We start from the raw sequence: 17,101 nt of genomic DNA on the forward strand, positions 1-17,101 counted from the left end.
GAGCCGATGACTTCATGATGCCTCCTTCTTCGAACGCTTGGTGCGTCGCACCCGCTTGCGAAGTCGACTGATTTGCTCGTCTGAGAGCTCGATCTGCCATGGCTGGCCCTTGGCCAACTGACGACCTGCCAGCAATCCGCGCGCAAGATAATCGAAGATTGTTTGCGGAGTTACTCCAAGCTCAGCCGCCGCGCCCTGAATCGAGAAGCTCCCGTCGGGCCAGCGCATCGGATTATTGTCCACACCGTTGATTTTGACGGTTGGAATGCCCCAGCGGGTACGCAGTACCCAGACGTTCTCGCCTTTGAAGGCGCAGCCTCGGGCTGCGACGAAGCCTTCCTGATTGAGTATGGCTGCGATCTCGGCGTCCATTTTGTGTTCAGCATTCAACTCGATGATCCGTCGCCGCAACCGATCAATGTCGATGTAATTGCGGTAGGTGTGAACCCGCCGTTGAACGTGATACTCGCTGGTTGCGCCGGTCTGCCAGACGATCTTGAGCCAGACCTGACCTCGGGCCCGCTTCTGATCAAGAACGACTTCGCGGATGACAAATCGTAGAATGCGCTTGCGATCGGCTACCGACGTGGTGGTCGCGTTCCAAATCCGCGGCAGGTTCTCTCCGAGCGCTTGTAGCCCAGCGCGTTCCGCCGGGCCAATCAGAAGCGGCTCTTGTACGCGCCAACGCGCATGCTGCTGCTCGACCGCCTCGACGACACGCAGCTTCTCTTCCCAAGCCCGCTCAAGTGAGCGCGCCACAAGACGGTTCTCGGGTTCGACAGCGTCATACTGACGCCGAGCGCGCTCGGCCTCGTAGCGGGCACGCTCCACGCGAAGCGCCCACTGGCGCTCGAGCTGACGACTCTCCTGCTCCAGTTGGCCTGCCGCTGCGAGTGCGATCTCAATCTGATCCGGCGCCAGGGCATCGAGGACCACTCGCTCGACCAGCGCGTCAACCGCCAACGCCCGGACTTCCTGACAAAGTGCACTGCCTTGCTGGTCCCGATCCGAGCGGCAGCAATAGACCGGATAGTCAGCATTCGGGCCCGTGTAGCGCATGCTCATGCGCCGTCCGCAACGGCCGCAGATCGCAATTCCTTGTAACAGGGCTGCCCCCTTGCGCGGTACGCCAGAATGTCCTGCCTCATGGCGGAAGACGTTATCCGCCAGTCGCCCCTGGTTGGCCATGAACTCCTCCCAGCTGATATAGCCTGGGTGAGCGGCGTGGAGGCAAACCGCCCAATCCTCAATCGCCACCTTGACCGTTCCCGTCAGCGATCCCGGCCGGCATCGGCTCGGATCCTTTTGCCGGCGGCCATAAACGTACGCCCCAGCATAGGCCGGATTTTGAAGGATGCTAAGGACGCGTGCACTATCTGGCGCACGCCAGACGATCTCGTGTGGAGATGGTCCAAGCAGCGGTCGAACCGGCAAGGACAATCCGTTCCTATCCAAGTAACGCATCACACGGCGAGCGCTTTGCAGTTCCTGGAATTTGGCGAACACGAGCCGAAGTCGGGCCTGCACCTCCTCATCGGGATTGAGAACAATTGCGCCCGCCCTATCATAGGCAAGCCCGGCCGGCAGGGGCAGCCGCAGTTCGCCTCGTGCCGCCTTCTGGCGCTCGCCTTGATGAAGGCGCATCCGAAGCTGATGCAGCTCCGCTTCGCTCATGATGCCGGACAAGCCCAGTAGAAGGCGGTCGTGATAGGCGCGCGGGTCGTAAAGCCGCTCGCCATCCGCAATGAGCACGCCGAATACCGAGCACAGTTCGAGAAGCTGATGCCAGTCCCGATTGTTGCGGGCCAAGCGCGAAGCGTCGAGGCTCACCACGAGACCGGCGTTGCCAAGGCCGATCTCGGCAATGAGCTTCTGGAAACCATGACGATCCACACCGCCAGCACCGGATTTGCCCAGGTCCTCGTCAATGACCTGCACGCGCTCCGGCGGCCAGCCTAGTCCGATGGCGCGATCGACGAGGCGGTACTGCAGCTCTGTGCTCTCCTGGTGCTGGCGCACCTGGTTCACGGATGACTGCCGCACGTAGACATAGGCCAACTTGGCTCGGTGCGCAGTCGTGAGCCGCTCGTCAGCGACGTTCAAGCTGATCAGCACGACCCAGTCCCCTTCCGGGCCTGCCAGGAACCGCTTGCATTCGCCGCAGCAGCGTCGCGAGGATTTGAGCGATCTGGGTTTGCGTCGCGGTCGACAGATTCGGCCACAGGCGCGGAATGTCGGCCATCGGACGGCCAGGTGGACTTGCCAATGTCGGTAGGGGTCGATACGCAACGCGACCTGGAAGCGGTCGGTGGGTCATCGCGAATCACCTTCTCGTCGAGAAGGCTCAGACTCGCGCTCAAATGTTGCATCAATGGGATCAGCGTACGTGCACTGATGCGCGGCAGATCGGCGGCGTTCGGGCGGGAAGTGATCGTCTCGGCAAGATCCGTCGACGCGATCCGAACCGCCCGCGGCCGGCCGTCCGGCAGCGCGACAACGACGTAGGCGGGACCGCGCCCCGACCGCTCCTTCAGCACCTCAAGCCGGTGCCCAAAAAGAAAATGATGCGGGTCAGTGATCGTGACGTGAGACACGACCCGCTCAAAAATAGGGGTACTCTGACGTGTTCGGCGAACCCACCCACCCGACCCCGTCCTCGATCGCCTCGTCCACAACGCCCATCGGCTCGATCTCTCCGGCGAAAGCTTGCGTCGAACCCGGCAATCCGCCCGAAAGGCCTGAGCCCGTGGCGCTGTGGACATGCCGCTGCGCTTGGACAACGCCCAAGGCGTTGCCCACATGCCCACAGCAACCGCAGCAGAAGAAAAAACAGATTTGAGCCGCGATTCCAGATTGACCACGCGGCTTGCTCGATGCCAGAGAACCAGCCGGCCAGAACGCCTCGCCCCGGGCGAGATCAAATCGAAGAAGTGGGCGACATCGTCTCGGAATCCCCGGGCGACTTCAAATCGGTACACCCGGGCGACATCGTCGAAATCCGCAGCCATGGTCCATCGTCATCTGCCGTCCAGTGTTACATTTCGTCTGTAAGAGATAGCATTGCCAATATGATGTTGACGCTTCCTGATATTGGTATTGGCCTCGCCAGAGGTTGTGGACGAAAAGAGGCCGACACGTCTTACTCACACTGGGGCACTGCTCTCCGGCAAGGTGTTGCTCGTGATCTTCCCCCAAAAAAGTAGACAGGGTTAAGCTGCTTTTCGCTCCATCTCGATCGGAGTGGCATATCCGATGGCGGAATGGAGCCGGGTGCGGTTGTAGAAGCCCTCGATATAGGCAAAGACGTCGCGCATTGCCTGGGCGCGGTAGTCACGATGATGGACGAGCTCGGTCTTGAGGGTGTGGAAGAAGCTCTCCATCGGGGCGTTGTCGTAACAGTCGGCCTTGCGGCTCATTGATGCGGTGATCCTGGCGGTGGTGAGGGCTTGGCGGTAAGCGTGTGAGGCATACTGCACCCCGCGATCGGAGTGGTGGATCAATCCAGCTTCCGGTCGTTGCTGTTGGATCGCCATCGTCAGGGCCGACGAGGCGAGTTCCGTGCGCATGTGATCGCCCATGGCCCAGCCGACGATCTTACGGCTGAAGAGGTCCATCACGGCCGCCAGGTACAGCCAGCCTTCCGCGGTCGGGATGTAGGTGATGTCGGCGAGCCAGACCCGATTCGGAGCAGGCGCCGTGAAGTCGCGCATGATCAGGTTCGGTGCGATCGGCAGGTCATGACGGCTGTCGGTGGTGCGAACCCGGCGTGGTGGCGCCATGATGGCTCGGATGCCATGCCGCTGCATCATCCGCTCGATCCGGCCACGGCTGGTGCCGCGTCCCTGCGACGTCAGAGCGGCATGGATTGGCGGACTGCCATAGCGCCCGCCACTGTCCTGATAGACCTGCCGGACCTCAGCCAGCACCGTGGCATTGGCTTGTGTCCGTTCGCTCACCGGGCGCGTGCGCCAAGCGTAATAGCCGGCCGGCGAGACCTCGAGCACCTCACACATCAGACGAACCGGATACATGTTGCGGTGATCCTCGATGAAGCGGAAGCTCATGTCCGGGTTCCGGCAAAGATCGCGATCGACTTTTTTAAAATGTCGCGCTCCATGCGTAGCCGTTCGTTCTCCTGGCGCAGCCGGGCGATCTCCGCAGCCTGGTCCGCCGACATCGGCGTCGCCTGCGTGGTGGGGCGCCACGCCGCCGATGTGGGCTCCTGCCGGACCTTGTCTACCCAGCGTCGCAGCACCGAATCGCGCAGACCGAATTCCTTGGCCACCGACGGGACCGAGCGACCGCTCGACATCACGAGCTCAACGGCTTGGCGCTTATAGTCCTCCGTGAATGACCGACGTTCACGACCTTGCATTCGACACCTCCTGGCTCTCCGAGCCTACTACAGGTGTCCACTCATTCGGAGGAGGTTCACTCGCTAGAAAACCGCCATTGAGTTGCCCGCGGTGCCGGGATGACGGAGGTGCAAGTATGTGGAGCGCCTGTGCAGCGGTTGTGGCCGGAGTATCTGCGTTGCAGGCGTCAGGCTGAAGATTCTCGCTCTTTAATTAGGTCGTTTACGAGCTCTCGTCGGCGTATAACGGCACAAGCTAAGTGAAGACATTTCGGTTGTTTAGAATTAGCTTGTCACAAGCTTGGAGAGCTCTTGATGGGGCAATTATGCCCCCGTCTCAACCTCCTCCAACAGCCCTATCGGGCGTTTCCTCCCTGACTTCGCCGCGTAGGAAACGCGCGGCCGTTTTCTACATCCGCAGGGCCGCCGGATGAAAACCCGGTGGCTGGTCACGCCACGTACACAGTCTATAGTCCGATTTCCGGTTAGATGTTATTCCCGACAGGAGTTGTCCGACACCTTTCTTGGTCAGGATTACTCGACACTATCACTCGCCTGAATTCGTAGGCGAAGCGCTACAGTTGATCAAGCTAGTGATCGGGCAGTCGACCCATTTTCGCAGCCCGGAGCCCGGGTCACATGGCGGCACAGGCGCGACCTACACGGTCGACGCCCTCGGCGATCCGAGAAGGCGTACTGAAACTGTACGCGAGGCGCAGGAACGAACCGAGCGGCCTTTCGGCGAAGCACAGCCGCCCCGACAGGATGGATACTCCCTCTTTCGCTGCGCGGCGCACGAGTTCGTCTGGATCGATCTCGGGCGGCAGCTGCACCCATAGGTAGTACCCGCCATTCGGTACGCAAAGCGATGCGCGGGGGAGGCTCCTGCGAACGGACTCTATCATCGCGTCGCGATGAGCTCGCAGCAGCTTCGAGAGAACCGCGATGTGCTCTTCCATCTTCCCGTTGCGGAGGAGCTGGACGGCGATTCGTTGCAGCAACGGGCTAGTGCCGCCTTCGGACTTGTGCGAGGCCATGCGGCGGATGATTGCGACGTCCGCGCTCACCCATCCGATCCGCAGTCCTGGCGCAAGAATCTTCGAGATGGTCCCGAGGTTGATCACTCGGCCGCTGTCATCGAAAGTCTTGATCGGAGCTACTGCCTCGCCCAAGAACCGTATGCGGCGATAGGGGTCGTCTTCAATAATGACGAAGTCGTACTGCGTCGCTAGCTCGACGAGTGTTTGGCGGCGAGCAGCCGACATCGTGATACCGGTTGGATTGTGGAAGTCCGGCATATCGAACAGCAGCTTGGGTATGGGCTCGCCGACCTTTTGCCGAGCTCGCAGCAGGTCGCGGAGGATCTCCGCGTCAATGCCCTCTTGATCCTGCGGTATGGAAATCAACTTCGCTCCTGCGTGTCTGAGAATGTTGATCATCGTCACGTAAGTGGGAGCGGTCACGATCACGGGGTCTCCGCTCTCGAGGAAGACTCTGCAGGCCAAGTCTAACCCATGCTTGGCGCCATTGACGACCAGAATATTCTCACGAGTTGTCTCGATCCCGTCTTGACGGAGATAGTCGCCTATGGCCTCGCGCAAATCCTCTAGGCCATAGAGCGGACCATATTGCAACGTCTCGTGCTTCGACTCGGCCGCCGAAATCGCTTCGGACACGATGTCGGGAAACGTGTCAGGAAAGCCGTAGCCTCCTCCGAGCTCGATGATGTCGTTGTGGACCGTCGAGACGACGGTCGGGGCGACAGTATCGCGCGCCCGTTCGGCCCACCGATAACGGGGTGTGATACTGTTCAAAATCTGATTCATGTTTCTTAGTCCCTTTCATTGATACGAGGCCACTCAGCAGAGCAACACGTCGCGATCGATGCCGAGCCGCACTACTGCGGGTCGCCGATCTACGTTCGCGCGACTCTTCCTCCCAGTTGTTGGACGGGCAGGATCTTGCGGAGACCCGCCATAGGAATGACGATAGCGTGGCCTGAAAGGTTGAAATTCAACCTTCTTGATTTCAGGAATCTTGCAGACCGAGAGTTCAGTTTCACGTGTGGAGCCGCAGTTGTCATGGGCCGAGCTCTTGGCGAGTAATTTGAGATTGATGCCGTTGGCTTTAGCGCCCGCGGAAGCTGTGAAAGGGTATCGAGACTCGTCGCGGAAAGCTTTGTACGGCTCCACGAAGCAGGTCCATTAACAAATCCTTTAGGGCCGCCGGCGAGAAGTAGATTGGTCGGTGTTGCATGCCGAACTCCTCGCGGGTGACTTTTAACCAGACCGATGTTTGGTCAGACCGATGTTGATCCATTAATAATTGACGTGTTTCTGATATGGATCAGCTACCAACGTGGGTAGTGAACCAGCGAGAAAGCAGGTATGTCGCTACGGGACAGGACCCTTGACCTTCGTCGCATTAGTCAAGAAAGCGACAGGTCTTCAACTAGCCAACGCGCCTTCCATGTTCCCCACTTCATCACGATGGATATTTGCACTCCCTCTGCGCATTTTGAGCGCCAGAGGGCACTAAACGCTAAAGTCTTCTCGTGATCTTCGTCTGAGAAGAATGGGCGTAGTTGATTTTCATATCGTCCTGCAGGACTACCATTCACTCCGTGACGGCGTTGACGCCCGGCTTGAACCGCTTGACAAGTAGATCGACGGCTAGCGCCGCAGTGGTCGATCGCATGGTGGTCGAGGTTGCGGAGGCCGTGCGGTGTCGCGTTCATCGTCGCTGCAACAGTGGAGGCTTGGATGGGCGACTTCGCCCGCTTCGATAATCCCTGCCAACTGAAAGGCGTATCTCTGTCCCGTGCCCTTCCTCACAGTGCAAGTCGTCTAATCGCATTCGGCGGCGTTCGGTCGCCGATTGAGTAAGGTCCGTCAACTAGATTCTCGGTCTTCTGTCCGAGGGGTGGATTGTCATTGCCGCGACTCCGGCGCGGCCGGCCGCGGCCAAGCTCGGCCTAGTGCCGAGACAACGATACAGTGGAGGGCGCCATGTTTGTTCGGATACTTACATGCACTGATGATTCGTGGCGCCCCGTCTCCTTCCTATACCAGCTTGCGACAGGCGCAATTCACGAAGCATCTGACGCTGGAGACGCTGCAACTGCGGCATCCCGAGGTCGCGACCGTTGCTCTGCGCGAATCCTTTAGGTTATGCTCACGGGCGGCCTAGCCTTACAACGCCCGCCGTCTCGGGAAAGGAAATTTGAATACAAGTAGCAAAATAAGCAAAAAGAGGGGCCTCCCCGCAATTGTGGCAAATAGCAATTGAGTTCGTCTCTACCCGAAACCCTTGGTGTGTGACCGGCACGGCTTCGGCGGATGCCTCCGTTAAGATGTAAGAAGGCGTGCCGTAGATGCGATGGTACCTGATGAGACGAGTTGATCGTAACGCCTCCTGATATTGGGGCGATCAAATCTGCGCACTGCGCGCGCATGAAGCAGCTCAGAAATTGTCTGCATGGGATGCGGGACTCAATGGTTCAGAACGGAGTGCAGGAATGCGCGTGTGCGCTCAGAGTCGGGGTCCTTGAAGATCTTCTCGGGCGGGCCCTGCTCGATGATCCGCCCTCCGTCGAAAACGACTATGCGGTCGGAAACCTCGCGTGCGAATCGCATCTCGTGCGTGACGATCAGCAGCGTCACCTTCATCTCATGCGCCACACCTCGCACAACGTCGAGAACTTCTCCGGCGAGTTCAGGATCCAGCGCCGAGGTGATTTCGTCCAGCAGGAGTATCTCAGGTTTCAATATGAGAGCCCGGGCGATCGCGATGCGTTGTTGCTGGCCTCCGGAAAGCTGGGCGGGATAGGAATTTACCTTGCTTTCGAGGCCTACCATTCGAAGGTATTCGAGGGCGCTCTTTGCAACTTGGTCTTTTGAATGGCCCAGGACGGTCGTGGGCGCCAGGATAAGGTTCTGCAGCACGGTCAAATGCGGAAACAGATTGAATTGCTGGAAGACCATGCCGCACCGACGGCGGATTCGCGCCTCCTGCGCGCGCGAAAGGGGGTTACCTGCCGCGTCGAAAATGATGCTTTGGCCGAAGACCCGAATATCTCCGCCAGTGGGCTTCTCGAGGGTCATCGCCAGCCGCAACACAGTTGTCTTTCCTGAACCGCTTGGGCCGATCAGCGCCACCTTCTCGCCGGGGCGCACTTGCAGGTCCAGATCGACCAGCACGCGGTTAGCACCGAAGGACTTCGAGACTTTCTCGAATTCGATAGACCACACAGCCTGTTGCGAGCTGGGAGCGGACGCGTCTGTCTCCATCGCGTTAGAGGCTGCGGCGGTCGGTGGCACGAAGGGGCCTGCTTGGCTAAATTCCATGATGCTAGACATGCTTGTCCTTGAATCGGGAGAGGAGATAGAGGAACGGCAGGTTCATGGCCATGTAAATGACGCCGGCAAGCGTGAATGGCTCAAGGTAACGGAAGTTTTCATAGCCGGCCACTTGAGCCTCACCCAGCAGCACCGGCACGCCGAGCGCAAACAGGTACGCGGATGTCCGAAACAGAGCGAGTACGTAGTTGAGCAAGGCGGGGATAGCCCGCTTGATCATCAACGGACCAAGCACACGCCGCCATGTGATATATGGGCTCAAATGGAGCGCCACACACGCATCGCGCAGCTCGGGTGGGATCGTGATCAGACTGCCTCGGTACACCTCCGAGCAGAACGCGGCATAAACAATACCTAATACACCAATGCCAATTGGCATTGCCGGAAGGGTGACCCCGAATTCCGGCAAGACATAGAAGGCGAAGTAGAGCATAACAAGAATCGGCACGCCCCTGAAGAGTTCAAGTAGAAAACGTACGAATGCCCGACCGAGCCTGGTGCTCGCAGTCTCCAGAATCGCAAGCAGAAAACCGGCCGTTAGCGCAATTGTCGAACTCACAATTGTGACCAGCACAGTATACCAAACGCCCAACATGAGGCGCGGCATGATCTCCAGTGCATAGCTCCAGTCCCAAGTCATTGTGCAGTTCCTGCAAGCGCACGAGCATCGGGCACAACCTCTACAGCGACGCGAGCGGCTCGCAGCGCACGGTTCAGGGGAAGAACCTGCTCAAGCGCGCGGAAAGCCATGGCGCAAACAAGGCACAGGATCCAGTAAATCGCTGCAAGCATGCAAAAGACGGTGACCGTATCGAACGTTTGGCTACGAATGTTGTTCGCAACATAGAGAACATCCTGCACGCCGACGAAGCTCACGATCGAAGTCCACTTAACCATGTCCCGTGCCAAGCTGCCGAAAGCAGGCACGATCTGCGAAAGCGCCTGCGGCAGAATCACTTTTCTAAGGCTCTGGATCTTGTTTAGCCCAAGCGCATGACACGCATCACTCTGCCCGCGATGCACGGCCTGAATGCCAGCACGCACGATTTCAGCGCCGTATACGGCTCCATCGAGCGAGAGCACGAGGATCGCCGCCGCGAGGGCGCTCAACTGCGGCATGCCAGGCAGCAGCGGCAGCACGTAAAAAACCCAGAAGAGGAGCACCAGTCCGGAGGGGCCACGAATGAATTCGATGAAGAGAATCGATGCCACGCGCAACGCGCGCGCGTTTGAAAGCCTCGCCGCGCCAAGGAAGACCGCACCGGCTGCTGCACCGATAATGGTGCAGACCGCTACCCAGACGGTAACCCATAGGCCTTGCGCTAGCGAAGGCCAGTACTCCAGCACAGCGTGCACAGCAGTTGCTCCTTAGTTACAACTCGGCACGACGTCACTGGCCTTAACAAGCCCGGAGAGCGCCTCCCAATTCGAGGCCCCGTACTTCACGGAGTACAGCTGCTCCATCGTATCTCTCCTCCCTTCACAATTCATCAATTGTATCGATCGATGCATTCTGTCCGGACGGCCGGCGAGGGCGCCAATACCAAATTCGGTCGGATCAATACCAAGGTGGTATTGATCCGAGATGAGACACGCCGCGAACCCGGATCGATGGCCGAGCATGCGCAACGGTTCGCCGCAATCAGAGTATGCGATCGAAAAGCGGCGGACGCATTTCACGTCCTTGCTCCGGTGGCATCCACCGCATGGAGTACCTGCTGCCGAAATCACGCTAGTGTCCTGAACCAAAAGTTCATGGCATTTTATGCCTTGGCGGGCAGATTGTAAGCGCAGAAGCGTTCGATTGAGCCGAGAATGTCGTCAGCTGATTTGGTCCATCGGAACGGCATTGGGTCAGCGTTGTGATGGTCGATGAAGGAGGCAATCTCGGCCCGTAGCGCCGCCACACTGCGATAGATGCCGCGCCTAATCTTACGCTCGGTGATGAGTGCAAAGAAGCGTTCGACCTGATTGAGCCAGGATGAACTGGTTGGCGTCAGGTGGACGTGCCAGCGCGGCCTCTTTGCCAGCCAGTTGCGGATCAACGGCGTCTTGTGGGTTGCGTAATTGTCCATGACGAGGTGGACGTCCAGATCGTCTGGAACCGCAGCTTCGATCTCATCGAGAAACTTGCGGAACTCTTTGGCACGATGGCGTCCATAGCATTTGCCAATGACCCGGCCGGTTGCGACGTCGAGGGCGGCAAACAGCGAGGTGACGCCATGGCGTTTGTAGTCGTGACTACGGCGCGCCGGCTGGCCAGGTCGCATGGGCAGCATGGGCTGGCTGCGATCCAGCGCCTGGATTTGCGACTTCTCATCGACACACAGTACGATGGCGCGCTCGGGCGGAGCTACGTAAAGGCCGACGATGTCGCGAACCTTGGCGACAAAGTCGGGGTCGGTTGAGAGCTTGAAGGTCTCCAACCGATGCGGCTGCAAGCCGAAAGCGCGCCATATACGCTGTACTGTTGAGACTGACAGCCCGCTGGCCCGCGCCATGCTGCGCGAACTCCAGTGGGTGGCCCCGGGAGGCTGGGTCTCAAGGGTGCGAACGATCACCGCCTCGATCCGGGCATCCTCAATCGTGCGTGGCGTCCCCGATCGCGGCTCGTCCCAAAGACCTTCAAGCCGATGCTCGGAGAACCGCCGCCGCCATTTGCCGACCGTGTCGGGATCGACAGCCAAACGGGCCGCCACGACCTTGCTCTGCTCGCCCTCAGCACAGGCCAGGACGATCCGAGCCCGCAGTGCCAACGCCTGAGCAGTGCTTCGACGCGACGCCAACGATGTCAACTCAGCACGTTCCACCTCATCAAGCTCCAGCGGAGCAAAGCGCCGACCCATCGCCAATCCTCCCCAAATCAGGAGAGTCCGCTATCATCGAGTCGATTTGGAGTCCGCCGAACTTTTGATTCAGGACACTAGCAGCTATTCTGATTGGGCACACTGCGTGCGCCAATCCTGGCCTTGCCAGAAGTTAGGCGCGATGCTCAAATGAACGCAATACTACACCGATCATCCGCGCGAAATCGGCAATGCGAATATGCTGGCGCTGGGCCGCCGCGACATCTTTATCGATCCGGCGCGTACTTTTTACTATGTCATGGAACAACTTAGAATGCCCAGTGTTGGTCGACCAAATCTGCTCAAAGGCAACTCGCCTAGCGGACCGCACAAAGCTTTAGCCACTCCGAAGGAGTGGCGCAGACTAAAGGTAAGCCTGCATTGCTTTGACCAAAAATAGCCTTCCGAAGAATCCGCTGCCGCATTAGAGCCTTTCTTCAGTTGAGGGATTCCCAAATCAGGGGATGAGTGATTCATGGGTGGTCGGCTTTTGGAGGGGCCGGCCGATGCGACGCTATGCATTGCGCGACGACCATGAGAGCGGATCAAAGATTTTCTGCCGGGACCGGAAGGCCATGTCGGTGGCACCGCGGCCGACAATCGACTGTTCGTCGATGCGGTTCTGTACCGATACCGAGCGGGGATCCCTTGGCGCGATCTGCCGGAGCGTTTCGGGAACTGGAAAGTGGTCTATCAGCGCTTCAGCCGGCGGGCGAAGAGTGGCGTTTTCGAGCGCATTTTCAAGCTTTTGCGAGTGATCGCGACAACGAATACATGATGATTGACGCCACGATCGTGCGTGCCCATCAACACAGTGCTGGCGCGCGTAAAAAATCGGCGACCAAGCGATCGGCCGGTCTCGGGGTGGACTGAGCACCAAAATTCATGCGCTCGTCGATGCCTTGGGCAATCCCGTGATGCTTTCGCCAGGACAGGCCAACGATCTCACTTGTGCAGAGCCGCTGCTTGAGAATTCCAATCCAACGCCTTGATCGGCGATAAGGGCTACGACGCCGATGCCTTTATCCAAGCCCTCACCGACAGGCAAATCACGCCGGTCATTCCTTCCCATTCCCGCCGCGCAATTCCGTTGCCGTGTGATTTTGCCCTCTATTGCGAGCGCCACCTTGAGCGCTTCTTCAACAAACTCAAGCACTTTCGCGCTATCGCGACCCGCTACGACAAACTCGCCAGAAACTTTCTCGCCGGCGTCCACTTGGACTCAGCTTTCATCTTGCTCAACTGAGGACAGGCTCTAGCACTACTTTGGCAGATTGTGTTTTCGCCGCTGTTTTTCACGGATTTGCTTTCGGCAATATGGGCACTGCTGAGACGGCGGCCGAAGGATGAGATCGACGATGGCGTGACGTACGGCTGGCATGGTTGGCTGAGGCGGAGGCCCGTTGATTCTTTTTTTTCCGCCCCGCGTATGCGAGGCGACGATGTTGCAGGAAGGCGTAGGCAATCATTGTCATCAAGGCGTGGCGATGAAGACCTTGCCATGATCGCCCTTCGAAGTGATCAAGTCCAAGTTCCTCCTTCAACTGCTGATGCGCCTGCTCACAAATCCACCGTGCCTTGATGGTGGCTGCCAGCGTGCGCAGATCCGTCGCCGCCGGAAGATTGGCGAGATAGTATTTCTTCTCCCCGGAGGCACGTTGCTCACCAATGAGCCAGGCTTCGTCGCCTGGGAGATGCTGCTGACCTTTATCCCATATCCGCTGCGGAGGGCCGTCGGCGGTGCAGACACGGAGAGCAGCAAATCGGGCTTTAAGCCGACCTTTCGTCCCGCTACGCCAACTCAGGGTTTTCCATTTGGCGCTGGCCAGCATTTGTTCGGCCGCAATCGATAAGATATCGGGCACGTGGTGCTTTCGTGGTTTGCCACGGACTTTGGTGATCGGCCAAATGAGCTTCACATCGACCGGATACACTTTCTGGTGCCGAGGGATACCGACAGCCCAGGTCAGCCCGCGCTCTGTTAGCCCTTGTCGAAACGGTGCGCTGAGGCCGTATCCTGCATCCGCCAGCACACATCCAAAGCGCACGTTGGCTGCCATCGCGCGGTCAATCTCGGCCAAAGCGATCTCCGGCTTGGACCGTGGCGTTCGGTGTTCGACTGGCACGCGAGCGCGCTTCAAACGAGACATGTCGCTTGTCCAGCTGTCAGGCAGAAAGAGACGTAACGCGACCATCACGGGCACTTCGCCGCGTGCAAGCGTCAAAGACACCAGCGTTTGGCAATTTGCGGTTTTACCGAGAGCCGACGCGTATTGAGCCGCAACACCGACCGAGCGCTCACCCTTCTTGGGAAGTGAGGTGTCATCGATAACCAGCATCGCATCCCTGCCGCCGACAAGTCGGTCCGCCTGGTTGAGCAGCTCCGTCTCCAGCGGCGTCGCATCCCAGACACCGTCCGCAATGAAATGGTGCAACTGGTCGTAGTTGCTCGTGGCAAGGCGTTCCGCCATCGGCTGAACGCTCTTGCGATCGCCCGGACCGATCAATCCCGCAACATACAGAGGACACATCCGCTTGCCGGGTCTTATGACCCAGCCGGTCCAAGAACGGCATCAGCCAGCGTTCGAGTTCGTCTTCCCATCTCGGCATGGTCAGCCCTCCAAGAGCCGACCACCCATGAATCATTGAAAAATTGATTCGGGAATCCTATAAAACACGACAAAATCAACAATCTGCCAAAGTAGTGCTAGAGCGCATTAAGGATGATTAATCTTGAGCGTCGCCGTCCGAATCAGCTGCGCGACCAGATTGACGTGGCTCACTTTTATGATCCCAAAGCGAGCGCCCGCAGCTGCACTCGGACAATGATGCTTGACCTCTTCACTAGCTTATAGGGAGCCCCTCCAAGCGGCCGCTTGATGCGTGAAGCTCCCGTTTCACCTATCGTTTGTTTTTGAAGTTCACGTCCCGGACTCGGCGGCTCCGGAGCTGAGACGGAATCGGCGTCTACACCACAGCCATAAACCAAGTGCGCGAGGGATACGAGATTGCGCAACGGCGTCGCGCTGATGACCGCTTATGTGGGGCGTTCGAGTTGGCAAGGTCGTCGTCGCGCCGCCGTAATGGCGCGGCCAACGCTCTAACGGCATGCCCTTAAACGAACTGGCTATTCGCCTCGATGACCGCCGTGCTCCAGCATCAAGTCAAGTTCCTGGCCTTGAGCCGAGCTACGAATTTTCCGACAGAGTGGGACATGATCCGATCAGGACGTTGGCGCCTCGGACTCTAGCCGCTATGCGACCGATGTGCATCGTAGAAGTAGTTTGCTGCAGCGCGTCTCGATTGCTCCCGGTTACGGATTGCTTCCGGCAAGTACGCGCATCGAATTCCAAATTGATATTGATCTCTCCGTGATTGGTATTGGCTTGGCCGGAGGCCGTTCGCTTAGCATGGCATTTCTTGGTGGCTCCGACGGATACTTCAGGAGACGAGTGCCGCGATGGCAGGCTTTCTCGATGTTCGCAATGCAGGGGCGTCGGCTTGGCGCAAGCCGTGTCTTTCGTGCTGTTCGACGCAGTCCTATTGCCCTCGCGCTATGTTCATCGAAATCCAAGCCACGTGCGGTCCGCATGCAGTATTTTGCTGAAAGGAAAGCCATGCCAAACTATGGGGTCCTTATCGCCGAGAACGTCATGGTCCCGATGCGGGATGGGGTGAAGCTGGCGACTGACATCTACCGGCCAGCCGCGCCCGACGGCACGGCGCTGCCTGGCCCTTTCCCTACGCTCTTGTACCGGACCTCCTATGACAAGTCACAAACTGTCGCTCATGTCCAGCCTGTGGCACGCTTCTTCGTGCCGCGCGGCTATGTCTGCCTGCTGCAGGATCTGCGTGGTCGCGGGAAGTCCGAGGGCAAAGGGCAGTACTTCCACGTCGCGAACCTCAATGAGGGGCGCGACGGCTATGATACGATTGAATGGGCCGCGTCGCAGAATTGGTCCAACGGTCGTGTCGGTATGCTCGGCAGCTCGCATCACGGCATCGCGCAGAATGCAGCGGCCCTGGAGCGGCCGCCCCACCTGAAGGCGCTATGGATCGATGTGGCGCCGACGAAGATGTTCGACGGCTGTGCCCGCGAAGGCGGCGCCCAAGCGCTGCACATGGTCGGCGCGCTGTTCCTGCACGGCTACGATGCCCAGGAGATCCGGGATGATCTCGCCGCGCGCAAGCGGCTGGAATGCGCCGTTGAGAACCTGCGCGACCAGCTGGCGCGCATTCCATTCAAACGCGGTCACACTCCATTCACACCGAATCCGAATTTCGAGGAGTTATTGTTTCGCTACCAATGCAATGGCGTCTATGATGACTGGTGGAGGATGCCGGTCATGGATCTGCAGCCGAACATTGAGCGCTTTGCCGACATCCCTGTTGTTCTCTCCAGTGGGTGGTACGACCCCTTCGCGCTCGATGCCGCACGCCAGTTCGCCTCGCTCGCGAAGCAGAACAAATCCATGACGCGGCTGCTGCTCGGGCCTTGGAACCATGCCTCAATGAAGGGCGACGGCGCTTCCTACGTGGGCGAATGCGAGTTCGGGCCTGCCGCGGCTTGGGGCGACGCCGTCTACAACCGTGAGCGGCTGCGCTGGTTCGATCGCTGGCTGGGCGATGTGCCCAACTGCGTCGAGGACGATCCGCCGGTGCAGATCTTCGTCATGGGCGGTGGGGACGGTAGGTTGGTCAATGGCCGCGTAAATCACGGCGGCCGGTGGCGAGAAGCCAAGACTTGGCCGTTGCCCGGTTTAACGTCGGTGCCGTGGTATCTTCACGCGGAAGGCAGACTCTCGCCACATGGACCGCCGGAAAAGGCCGAGCCGGCACGCTGGGTCCACGATCCGGATAATCCAGTGCCGACACTCGGCGCAGCAGTCACCGGGTTCTATGAATGGTCCAAGCTACCCGACAACTTGAACCGACGCTATCTCTCTCCGCGTGCGCGCATGCGTAGCTTGGTCCCGGACGGACCCCTGCACCAGAAGGAGCGCCCCGATCTAGTCGGCTGCCGTGCGCCTTGGGTCCTGCTTTCGGAGCGGTCGGATGTCGTCGTTTTCCAGACTGAGCCACTCAAGTCCCCGGTCGAAATCGCCGGCAACATCGAGGCGAGACTCTGGGTCAGTTCAACGGCGCTCGATACTGACATTACTGTCAAGCTGCTGGACATCCATCCGCCAAACGTAGACTATCCGGATGGCTTCCACATGCCTTTGGTCGATCGAATTCTGCGCCTGCGCTTCGCTGGCGGCTTTGATCGCGAGCGGCTGCTTGAGCCGGATAAGGTATACGCCATCACCGTGCCGTTGCCACCGGTGGCCAACCTCTTCGAGCCGGGCCACCGGATCCGCGTCGATATCGCCTCGAGCAATTTTCCGCGCTACGACGTGAACCCCGGCACCGGTGAGCCTCTAGGCCGCCATACGCATACCGTTAAGACCCAAAACACGCTCTACCTTGACCGAGCGCATCCCTCGCAAATTATTCTGCCGGTGATAGAGCGGTGATGGCCCTTCGATCCATACCGCGAACAT

9 protein-coding genes and 3 pseudogenes are annotated in these 17,101 nt (G+C 59.1%); 3 read left to right on the top strand and 9 right to left on the bottom strand.

Annotated features, from left to right (window positions below):
- Window positions 1-12: 12 nt before the first annotated feature.
- Both ACVIHF_RS02530 and ACVIHF_RS02535 read right to left on the bottom strand, forming a co-directional pair.
- On the bottom strand, window positions 13-2,115 hold the full coding sequence (locus ACVIHF_RS02530; RefSeq protein ID WP_456791507.1) for a recombinase family protein: 2,103 nt from the start codon (window positions 2,113-2,115) through the stop codon (window positions 13-15).
- Window positions 2,109-2,594, bottom strand: a complete 486-nt coding sequence (locus tag ACVIHF_RS02535) for a hypothetical protein (RefSeq protein WP_456791508.1) — start codon at window positions 2,592-2,594, stop codon at window positions 2,109-2,111. The genes ACVIHF_RS02530 and ACVIHF_RS02535 overlap by 7 nt, the downstream gene beginning before the upstream one ends.
- A gap of 29 nt (window positions 2,595-2,623) precedes the next feature.
- Here ACVIHF_RS02535 and ACVIHF_RS02540 point away from each other — a divergent pair.
- Window positions 2,624-2,742: pseudogene (locus ACVIHF_RS02540) on the top strand (ATP-binding protein); the annotation flags it as partial.
- 467 nt (window positions 2,743-3,209) lie between these two features.
- On the opposite strand, the gene ACVIHF_RS02545 reads toward ACVIHF_RS02540, so the two are convergent.
- The 6 genes from ACVIHF_RS02545 to ACVIHF_RS02570 all read right to left on the bottom strand — a co-directional run bounded on the left by ACVIHF_RS02545 (window position 3,210) and on the right by ACVIHF_RS02570 (window position 11,558).
- Window positions 3,210-4,375 (bottom strand): IS3 family transposase gene (locus tag ACVIHF_RS02545; protein ID WP_456791509.1). Its coding sequence is split into 2 segments (ribosomal slippage): window positions 3,210-4,084 and window positions 4,084-4,375, totalling 1,167 coding nucleotides; the frame shifts between segments, so codons are not numbered across the junction.
- Window positions 4,376-4,989: 614 nt separating this feature from the next.
- The gene (locus ACVIHF_RS02550) at window positions 4,990-6,180 is read right to left on the bottom strand and encodes an aminotransferase-like domain-containing protein (RefSeq protein WP_456791510.1); all 1,191 of its coding nucleotides are present in this window, start codon (window positions 6,178-6,180) and stop codon (window positions 4,990-4,992) included.
- Between the two features lie 1,665 nt (window positions 6,181-7,845).
- Window positions 7,846-8,643: an amino acid ABC transporter ATP-binding protein gene (locus tag ACVIHF_RS02555; RefSeq protein ID WP_456794050.1), complete on the bottom strand. Its 798-nt coding sequence runs from the start codon at window positions 8,641-8,643 to the stop codon at window positions 7,846-7,848.
- A gap of 61 nt (window positions 8,644-8,704) precedes the next feature.
- Entirely contained in the window at window positions 8,705-9,352 is a 648-nt protein-coding gene (locus tag ACVIHF_RS02560; protein WP_456791511.1) for an amino acid ABC transporter permease, read from the bottom strand.
- Window positions 9,349-10,068, bottom strand: coding sequence for an amino acid ABC transporter permease (locus ACVIHF_RS02565; protein ID WP_456791512.1), 720 nt, complete (start codon window positions 10,066-10,068; stop codon window positions 9,349-9,351). Before ACVIHF_RS02565 ends, ACVIHF_RS02560 begins: the two co-directional genes overlap by 4 nt.
- A gap of 407 nt (window positions 10,069-10,475) precedes the next feature.
- Window positions 10,476-11,558 (bottom strand): IS630 family transposase, encoded by a 1,083-nt coding sequence (locus ACVIHF_RS02570; RefSeq protein ID WP_253604297.1) that lies wholly within the window; start codon window positions 11,556-11,558, stop codon window positions 10,476-10,478.
- Window positions 11,559-12,064: 506 nt separating this feature from the next.
- On the opposite strand from ACVIHF_RS02570, the pseudogene ACVIHF_RS02575 reads away from it, so the two are divergent.
- A pseudogene (locus ACVIHF_RS02575) lies at window positions 12,065-12,804 on the top strand (IS5 family transposase).
- A 49-nt stretch (window positions 12,805-12,853) separates the two neighbouring features.
- On the opposite strand, the pseudogene ACVIHF_RS02580 reads toward ACVIHF_RS02575, so the two are convergent.
- Window positions 12,854-14,204: pseudogene (locus ACVIHF_RS02580) on the bottom strand (IS701 family transposase).
- Between the two features lie 638 nt (window positions 14,205-14,842).
- On the opposite strand from ACVIHF_RS02580, the gene ACVIHF_RS02585 reads away from it, so the two are divergent.
- Complete coding sequence (locus ACVIHF_RS02585; RefSeq protein WP_456791513.1) at window positions 14,843-17,074, top strand: CocE/NonD family hydrolase; 2,232 nt, start codon at window positions 14,843-14,845, stop codon at window positions 17,072-17,074.
- The last annotated feature ends 27 nt before the right edge of the window (window positions 17,075-17,101 follow it).

It is taken from the genome of Bradyrhizobium sp. USDA 4506 (assembly GCF_054058795.1).